The sequence below is a fragment of the Streptomyces hirsutus genome (genome assembly GCF_001418415.1).
Lineage (GTDB): Bacteria > Actinomycetota > Actinomycetes > Streptomycetales > Streptomycetaceae > Streptomyces > Streptomyces hirsutus.
Map to the genome: position 1 here is coordinate 1 of NZ_LIQT01000035.1, position 8,147 is coordinate 8,147.

The window sequence follows — 8,147 nt, forward strand, 5'->3', positions numbered from 1 at the left end:
CGAAAGACCAGGTCAGACAGCAAAGTCCTGCTGGAGTACTAACTTGGATCGTCGGCAGGTTGGCAGAAGCTCGCTGTACCGGCCCCTTTGAGGAAGGAACTTCGATGAAGGGCTCGCGTACTGCGATGCTCACCGTCGTCGGCCTCGCCGTCGGGATGGTCGGCTCTTGAGCACTCGCCGGTGGATCATCGCCGTCTGGGCGGGGCTGTGCCTGGCCGGCATCGCCGCCACCTCCGCCCTCAACGCCGGGCCGTACACGGACAAGCCGGAATCTCCCACCGAGGAGCCGGTACCGACGGGCACATACGTCGTCGACTGCCAGGAGATCGCCGACGACATCGAACAAGCCCGCGCCGAGGCGGAGCGGCAGCGGCAGGAAGCGCTCAATCCGTCCGCGACCCTTACCTACCAGGGCGGAGCCACCATAAAGGATTTCTGGGTATCAGAGGAGTGCGCGGACGAACTCGAAGACCGTGGCCTGAAGACACGCTGAGGAGGGCACTTCCCGCGACCGTGCGTCCTGGCGCCTCCTGCGCAAGCCACGATGCAGCACCAACCAGATCACAGACCTGGTCAAAGCCGTCCTCACGCTGCACCTCGCCAGGTTCAGCGTGAGGTTGGAAAAGGTTCACTGCCCGGGGCGACCTGCCCCGCATAGGGGTGCTGGTAAGAATTCAGTCAGGGGCCGCACCTGTCCGGCCCAGCGGACGCGCTGACGCCCGTGGCATCGCTCTTCACCGGCATCGCGGTACAGGCGCACCCGCTGCCCGGCGGCATCGGTCGCGCTTCCGCGCTGAAGCTGTCGTACAGCAGCTACCAGAAGGCGATTCGTGTCCTCGCCGCGGTCTCGTACGCCCTCGCCAGGGACTACGGAATAGAGGCGGAGCTACTCGACATCGCGCAGGGCCGAACTACCAGCTACCTCGCAGAGACGGCCTACATCCCGAAGGTGGCCGCGCGGTCGTGGCGCTGGGGCCCCGAAATAGGCGAGGTGGCCGGCGCCCTGAGGGAGGCCGGGCTTCCTGTCGATCTGGCGGAGGCATCGGCCACGGTCATGAGCCGATGGGGTGACCTCAGGGACACGTCCTTGAGCATCTCCGACGCGCTCGAACGCCTGCATGGCACCCCGGACGGCGAGCCTGACTAGACCGTCCGCCCGCCCCGCCTGGGGCGGGGCGGGCGGCCCGGATCGGTCGGTCGCCCGGGTCTGCCGGCTACGGGTTGAAGTTGAACGTGAAGTTCGGGGCGGTCACGGTGAACTCCCGCATGAGGATCGTCCGCGAGCTCGCGTCCGAGACGTTCGAACACCACTCGAAGACACTGTGCGGGACCGTCTCCTGGTATTTGTCCCGCCACTCGGTGCCGTCGCCCGCGTAGGCGTAGCAGTACCAGATCGGGTTGACGGCTTTTGCGTCACCGCCGTAGACGACGGCGGTCTCCCCGGGACCGATCCGCCACCAGCCCTCCTTCCGCCAGTTGCTGCTGGCCGAGCAGTTGGGCTGGTACCGCTCGACCATCGCCCAGATTTCGCGCTCGTAGTTGTTCTTGAACCTCAGCGCCACGGCGAGCCTCCTACTCCCCGCTCGGCTGCCTGCGGGCAGCCGGGCTTCCGTCGGACCGGGTTAGAGCGTTTTGCGGGCTCGAATTGTCCGTCCCGCCGGGGTGAGCGCCGGACCGGCCCGCTGCGATGGCACGCTCCAGTGCCTCTTCGTCCGCATCGGTTTTCGGATCGACCGCCTCGGCAGCCTCCTGCGACATGGGACCTCCTATCTCCGTCGGTCAGGTGCGGAGGAGAGGTTCCCGGGAGAAGGCGCGGCGTACCGCAGCGGGTGGGAGGTGCCCCGTACGGGGCCTCGGCACAGGGCCCGATCAGGCTAAATGGCGTTGTCACGTTGGCTGACCGGCCTGGGATGATCTTGGAGTTGATCGTGCCGGGAGGGGTTCACTCGTGTCGTCCGCGTCGCCGTCGTACGGGGGGCACCGGTACCCGGTCGAGATCATTGCCCACTGCGTGGGGCGGTACCCCCGCTTCCCGCTGTCGTTCCGCGAGGTCGAGGAACTGATGCCCGGGCGCGGTGTCGTCGTCTCCCATGAGACGGTCCGCCGCTGGTGTGCGAAGTTCGGGCAGGCCTACGCCAACGGCCTGCGCCGCCGGCGTGCGAGGCCGGGCGCCACGTGGCACTTGGACGAGGTCTTCGTGAAGATCAACGGCGAACTGAAGTACCTGTGGCGGGCCGTGGACGCCGACGGCACCGTCCTGGACATCCTGGTCCAGAACCGGCGGGACACCGCTGCGGCCAGGCGGTTCTTCCGCAGGCTGCTGAAGAAGACCTGCTCGGTGCCGCGGGTGGTGGTCACCGACACGCTGCGCTCCTACGGCGCGGCCCACCGCGAGGTGATGCCTTCGGTCGAGCACCGCTCCCACCAGGGCCCGAACCACCGGGCCGAAAACTCCCACCAGCCCACGCGGCAGCGCGAACACGCGATGAAGGGCTTTTGCAGCGTCGGTGGAGCCCAGCGGTTCCTGGCCGCGTTCCGCGGCATCTCACCCCACTTCCGGCCCCGTCGCTACCTGATGACCGCCACCGACCACCGCGCCGAGATGACCGTCCGCTTCGCGATCTGGGACCAGATCACCGGCGCTGCCGGCCGGTCCACCACGCCCCGACGCGCCCTCGGACACTCACACACCCAACAACGTGACAACGCCTCGCGGAGAGCCGCTTCGTGTTCGGGCGCAGGCCGGAACAGTCGCTTTACGACGCCGCCAACTACGTCACCGCTGCCGACCTGCTGTCCTGGCATCGCGCGCCACGGGACGGGTTCCTCCTCTCGCATCCCTTCCTCGCCCCGGACGTCATCGCCACGATGAGCTGCCTCCCCGCCTCGGCCACGTTCGAGCCGGGCCGTCCGAAGGCCGTTCTGCGCGCGGTCATGGCGGACCTGCTCCCCCACTCCGATCAGCGGCAGGGCGGTCAAGGCCCCCTTCGACGCCCTCTACGCCCGCGGCCTGCGGGCACACGGCGACGAACTCATCGCCCTGTGCCGTTCCGCCAGGCATCCGCTGGTTCCGGAGATGTTCGACGTGGAGACGCTGCGCCGGGCGGTGCGGGAGGCCCGGCTCGGCACGGGGACTTGTACTCATGGGACCGTGTGAACAGCTCGCTCGCCCTGGTGGCCTGACTGGAGCGGCTCATCACTTGCTCTTGATGTCCCACAAGGTCCGCACATGCGGGCCCGCGAAGAGGTCGACGAGGCCGTAGCGGCTCACCATCTCGCGTTGTTCCGCCAGCGGGGGGACGCGGCCCTCCTCTCCCTTGCGCGCGACGGCCGCCAACACGTTCACGCCCTGCGGGCCGAACTTCCAGTAGACGGTGACGAAACGCGCATCCCTCGTGTACGCGTCAAGCGCGTTGTTCTCGCGCACCCTGGCACGGTAGATGAGGGAGTCGACGCCCCTTTGCTGGTCCTGCTTCACCTGTCCGGAGATCTTGCCCCCACCCCAAGAGTTCCCCACGAACCGGAGCGGCGGCTGCAGCACGAGCCGGTCCTTGCGCGCGAGGCTCGCGGTGGCGTAGAACGCCACCTGGTCGTACGGCGTGTTCATGGGCAGTTGCACCACCAGCCGGGTGGCGAAGGTGCCGCTCGACTCGATCCATTGGCCAATGGGCATCCACGGTTTCGCCGCCACCAGCTCGCCGGGCTGGTACACCTCCCGGCGGGAGAGCGGGTTCACCACCGAGGATTTGGACCACTGCTCGGTGTCGTCCTGCCACTGCTTGCGGAGTCGGTCCTTAGGGCTGAGCGGCACCCGTAACCCCATGGCGTGGAACTCGGTGCCGAGCACGTAGAAACCCACGGAACCGTGGTTCTGGATGGTGATGTCGACCGGTACGGAGAAAGCCTTGCCGTCCTTGCTGCGCACCGCCTTTCCTACGGACAAAGTGATGAGAGGCTCGGTCTTCCGCTGGTACGGCACATAGAGGTTCTGATAGCTGAAATTGGCGACCGCGATGACCGAGGAGACGACCACCGCGGCGGCCACCCGCTTCGGAGCGGGGATCAGGACCGTCGTCCGCCACACCGTGAGAACGGCCCATGCCGAACCCGCCGAGAGCGCGGCGAACAGCGTCGGATACCACTTTGAATCGCCGTCCTTCACCGTCTCGACCAGAACCAGGACGTTGGTCAGTAGGGCCGCGAACGCGCCGATCAGAGCGACCAGGCCGGAGTGCGAGAAGGAGTGCCGGATCCAGTGGTCCAGCACCCCGGCGGCGCCCAGCAGGGTGGTGAACGCGACCGCGAGAAGGGCGGCACCGGTGATCCGGCCCGGGAAGGTCAGCGCATGAGCGAAGTCCTCGGCGCCGAACCGGGCCAGCAGCGCCGTCGTCAGGATCAGGGTCAGCAGCATGACCGCGAGGGACACGCGTGACTGCCAGGTTCGCAGCGAGGGCCGTACCGCTTTCGGGCGCAAGCCGGGGCGGGGCCGCCTGGGGGGAGTCCGCACCCGATTACCTCCTGAGACCGGCTGTCGTGCACCGCAGGTGTGCGGCGCGGCCTCAGGAGACCTGCTGCCGCGCCGTGGGTCCGAGCACCATCGTCCGTGGTGATCCACCGGGTCGCCATCGGGACGCCTCCGGACGTGGGGCCTCCCCGGCACCGGCGTGGTCGATCGTGTGCCGTTCGGAAACTCATCGCTGCTGCTCGGAGTGGGTCTGGCGCGCCACGGAGTGGCACGAGCCCTGGCTCTGCGAGGGTCTGTCGCCCCGCATAGGCGGGTATGCGTCGGTCGCCTGCTCTCACAGGTCGAACTCCAGGTGCTCCACGTCGGTGAACTCCACCTCCAGGCCGTGGGCGCGGCGGCCGCCGTCGCGGAAGTAGACCTCGCCCAGGCCTTCGGCGGCGATGCCGCGCAGTTGCTGCTCGCTGGCGCCGGCGCCGGTGTCCTGGGCGTCGAAGAGGCGGGCCGCGTGGTGCGGGGGCAGGGCGAGGGTGAGGTGGCGGATGCGGGCGTCGTCGGTGGTGCCGGGCGCGGCGGTGAAGCCGAAGCGGGCGGGGCGGACTGTGTTCGCACGGGCGGTCAAGGGGTCTGGGCTGGGAAAGCGGTGGTGGTCAAGGGGTGATCACCTGGGAAAGCGAGGTGTCGGTGAGCAGCTTGGCTCAGGCGGCGCCGGTGGCGGTCAGGACGACCGGCACGGCACCCGCCGGATCTTGACGGCAGCGCGGCAGGGGCTGGCGCGTCTTCAGCCGCCGACGGGTGGCGGCTTCTTCGGCCGGCGCCCGTCGGCGGCCGGGCAGGGCGGGCCTGGGCAGCTTCGGTGACGCGGCGATAGCGGCCGGATCTTCCCTGTGAGCTCGGCGTCCTGGCGGCGTCGCTCGCATGGCTCCTTCTCGGCCCGGCGCCAGCGGTAATAGGTGGAGGAGGGGATGGAAAGTTCCCGGAGTACGGGCTCGACCCCCAGGTGCGGGTGCGCATCGACGAGCGCGGTCACCTGGGCCGGGTCGGGTCGAGCTGGGCCGCGAAAAAAGCGGAGGCCGTCCGCAGGACCTCGTTCGCCCGCTTGAGCTGGGCATTCTCCTTCCGTAGAGCGGCCAGCTCCTCACGCTCGGCCGTGGTGAGGATGTCGCCTCGCTCGCCGGCATCGGCCTCGGCCTGACGGATCCAGTTGCGCAGAGCCTCGTGGTGCACGCCGAGTTCCTCGGCCATGCGGCGGATCACGGGCTTCGGCTCAGCGGACCGGTACATCCGAACCGCGCGCTCACGCAACTCCAGTGGGTACTTCCTCGGGGCAGGCATCGTCTGGGCTCCTCTCATGAGACCCATCTGACCTTCTGTCACCCATCCCCGCATCTCGGGGGAACCTCAGCTTTGTGGGCGGTGGAGACGGTGACCTGGGCGTGTGACTCGGGAGCGAGATGGTCGACGGCGGTGAGGATGGCCTCGGTGCCGTGGGTGTCGACGAGGTGGACCAGGGGCTGCAGGTCGCGTCCGGCCGGGTCGTGGGCGGCGTAGTCCTGCAGGTCGCCCCAGGAGGGGAAGAGGGTCAGTTCGGGGTGGTGGGTGCGGCGGCCTTCCTTGAGATCGCGGGCGGCGAGGGCCAGGGCGCGCAGGCTGTCCCCTCCCCCGGCCAGGGCGACAGAGTATCCGGCGGCCATGAGGGCCATGACCTGGGCCATGGCGCCGGCATTGGTGCGGCACAGCACAGCGTCCGGGCGGGCGACGGGACCCAGTTCGGTGGGCACGGTGGGGGTGCCGGTCAGGCGGATCGGGGCGTCGGCCAGGTGGAGCCAGCGGTTGGCTTCCGCGGCAAGGTCGGGGCCGAAGCGGAAGGACTGCGAGAGGGCGAGCTGGGTGCCGTCGAAGCCGGTCATGACGTCCTTTGCGCCGCGCCAGTGGTAGATGGCCTGGGCGGAGTCTCCGACCATGACGAGTTGGGCGTGGTGGCGTTGGGCGAGGAAGATCTGTTCGACGACGGGGTTGGTGTCCTGGGCCTCGTCCAGCAGCAGGAAGTCCGCTTCGAGTTTCGGCTGGGTGAGGGCCCAGATCTTCAGGTAGTGGTCGTGGTCGAAGCGCACCGCGCCGTCATCGGATTCTTGCAGGTCGGCCCAGGCCTTGCGGGCGAAGGGCACGATGTGGGCGGTGAGCTGAGTGTGGAGGTCGCTGTCTTCCAGGTTGCGCAGGCGGGGGACGTGGTGGCGGGTGATCTTGTCGTCGGCGGTGTGGCAGAAGCGCATCACGGTGCGCAGGGTGGCGTTGGAGAGGGCCTTCTGGGTGACTTCGCGGTCGCCGATGCGGAGGGCTTTGGTGAGGCCGAGGGCTTGTCCGGTCTGCCAGGCCGGGCGGCGGGGTGCGTTCAGGCGGCGGCTGTAGCGGTGGCCGACGGCGGCGTAGGCCAGGGCGTGGGCGGTCTTGCACAGGACGTTCTTCGGGAAGCGGGCCGCGGCGTCCTGGGCGATGGCGCGGTTGTAGGCGAGGTAGCGGCCGCGGCGGGTGGTGGCGCGGGCGAGCAGGGCCAGGGTGGTGGTCTTGCCGGTGCCCGCGCCGGCCTGGACCGTCAGGTGGTCGCCGGTGGTGAAGGCGTCGGCTGCGGCGGTCTGCTCGTCGGTCGGGTTCATGGCGTGGGTCCTTGGGGGTTTCGGGTGAGCGCGTGCCCCATCGCGGCCAGGAGGCGGGCAGGGGCGGTGTGGGTGAGAAGCCGGCGTACTTCGTGTTCGAGGCGTTTCACTTCGTGATCGGTGTGCTCGGCGAGGGCCCGGTGGACGGCTCGTTCCAGGAGGTGCTCGGGTTTCTGTGCTGTCTGGAGGGCCGTCGTCTGGAGGGCTGCGTGTGCGGTGGGCGGGAGGGCGAGGTTGAGCAGCACCTGTCCGCTCGCGTCCGGGTAGTGGGTGGTGATCACGTCGAGGGGGAGCCGGTCTTTGAGCCGTCGGCGCAGCCGGTGGGCGGCCCGGTCGGGGGTCTTGGCGGGTACGAGTGCCATCAGGCGGGTGGTGTCGCAGTTGGCGGCGAGCGGCGTCCTGCGGCAGGCCGCGTCGAGTTCGGCCGGGTTCAGGGGGCGGGTGAGGGTGATCTCCAGGGCGTGGTGCGGCATCCTTCACCGCCGGTGGGGCTGGTGCGGTGCGGGATGCGGCAGCCGGGTGTGGAGGTGGGCGGCGTGCAGGAGCGGGTCGAGGGGCTGCCAGTCGGCCAGGGCCAGGTCGGCAGCGGCGGGGGCGGCGGTGTGGGTGGTGCAGCGTTGGGCGCGCCAGCGCAGTTGCTCGGCGTAGGGCAGGTGGTTGAGGTCGTAGACGGCCATGCTTCCGCCGGGGAGGGCGAGTTGGCCGCGGTGGGGATGGATGGGCAGCAGCGTCCAGCGCCCGGCCGGGTGAGCCGGGTCGAGGATCGGCCGGGCGCAGTGGTGGCGCTGGCGGGTCTGGGCGATGCAGCGGATGTCTTCGACGGGGCTTTCGCCGAGGTAATGCGTCAGGAGGATCCGCACGACGGGTCGGACCGGCCGGCCACGGTCGGTGCTCGGGAGCGTGGCGGCGGGCGTGGGAGACGTGGGGGTGAAGGTGCCGGTGTCGATCAGGCGGCGGGAGCGCACGGCGAGCTGGCGGCGCAGCGATGCGAGGCGGGGACCGGTGGCACGGGGGTGTGTGGTGGGCCTGTC

7 protein-coding genes and 3 pseudogenes are annotated in these 8,147 nt (G+C 69.5%); 3 read left to right on the forward strand and 7 right to left on the reverse strand.

The features are described 5' to 3' along the window. Positions 1 to 166 precede the first annotated feature (166 nt). Together AOK11_RS02885 and AOK11_RS02890 are read left to right on the forward strand one after the other, a co-directional pair. Positions 167 to 493, forward strand: a complete 327-nt coding sequence (locus tag AOK11_RS02885) for a hypothetical protein (protein WP_055592038.1) — start codon at positions 167 to 169, stop codon at positions 491 to 493. Between the two features lie 228 nt (positions 494 to 721). Continuing rightward, positions 722 to 1,147 carry a DUF1932 domain-containing protein gene (locus AOK11_RS02890; RefSeq protein ID WP_240497196.1) on the forward strand — a complete coding sequence of 142 codons (426 nt, stop codon included), beginning with the start codon at positions 722 to 724 and terminating at the stop codon, positions 1,145 to 1,147. Positions 1,148 to 1,214: 67 nt separating this feature from the next. Here the strand turns inward: AOK11_RS02890 and AOK11_RS02895 are convergent, their stop codons facing one another. Further along, the gene (locus AOK11_RS02895) at positions 1,215 to 1,562 is read right to left on the reverse strand and encodes a DUF1036 domain-containing protein (RefSeq protein WP_055592039.1); all 348 of its coding nucleotides are present in this window, start codon (positions 1,560 to 1,562) and stop codon (positions 1,215 to 1,217) included. Positions 1,563 to 1,948: 386 nt separating this feature from the next. On the opposite strand from AOK11_RS02895, the pseudogene AOK11_RS02900 reads away from it, so the two are divergent. Beyond that, positions 1,949 to 2,531, forward strand: a pseudogene (locus tag AOK11_RS02900) (IS6 family transposase); the annotation flags it as partial. Positions 2,532 to 3,196: 665 nt separating this feature from the next. Here the strand turns inward: AOK11_RS02900 and AOK11_RS02905 are convergent. From AOK11_RS02905 to AOK11_RS02930, 6 genes and pseudogenes are all read right to left on the reverse strand, one after another. After that, positions 3,197 to 4,411, reverse strand: coding sequence for a hypothetical protein (locus tag AOK11_RS02905; protein ID WP_055592042.1), 1,215 nt, complete (start codon positions 4,409 to 4,411; stop codon positions 3,197 to 3,199). A 388-nt stretch (positions 4,412 to 4,799) separates the two neighbouring features. Continuing rightward, positions 4,800 to 5,054, reverse strand: a pseudogene (gene tpg / locus AOK11_RS02910) (telomere-protecting terminal protein Tpg); the annotation flags it as partial. 434 nt (positions 5,055 to 5,488) lie between these two features. Further along, complete coding sequence (locus AOK11_RS02915) at positions 5,489 to 5,797, reverse strand: transposase (RefSeq protein ID WP_055592019.1); 309 nt, start codon at positions 5,795 to 5,797, stop codon at positions 5,489 to 5,491. Positions 5,798 to 5,835: 38 nt separating this feature from the next. Next, on the reverse strand, positions 5,836 to 7,116 hold the full coding sequence (locus AOK11_RS02920) for a UvrD-helicase domain-containing protein (protein ID WP_240497197.1): 1,281 nt from the start codon (positions 7,114 to 7,116) through the stop codon (positions 5,836 to 5,838). Then, entirely contained in the window at positions 7,113 to 7,589 is a 477-nt protein-coding gene (locus tag AOK11_RS02925; RefSeq protein WP_055592040.1) for a hypothetical protein, read from the reverse strand. Before AOK11_RS02925 ends, AOK11_RS02920 begins: the two co-directional genes overlap by 4 nt. Before the next feature lie 3 nt (positions 7,590 to 7,592). Then, positions 7,593 to 8,147 (reverse strand): annotated as a pseudogene (locus tag AOK11_RS02930) (DUF6083 domain-containing protein); the annotation flags it as partial.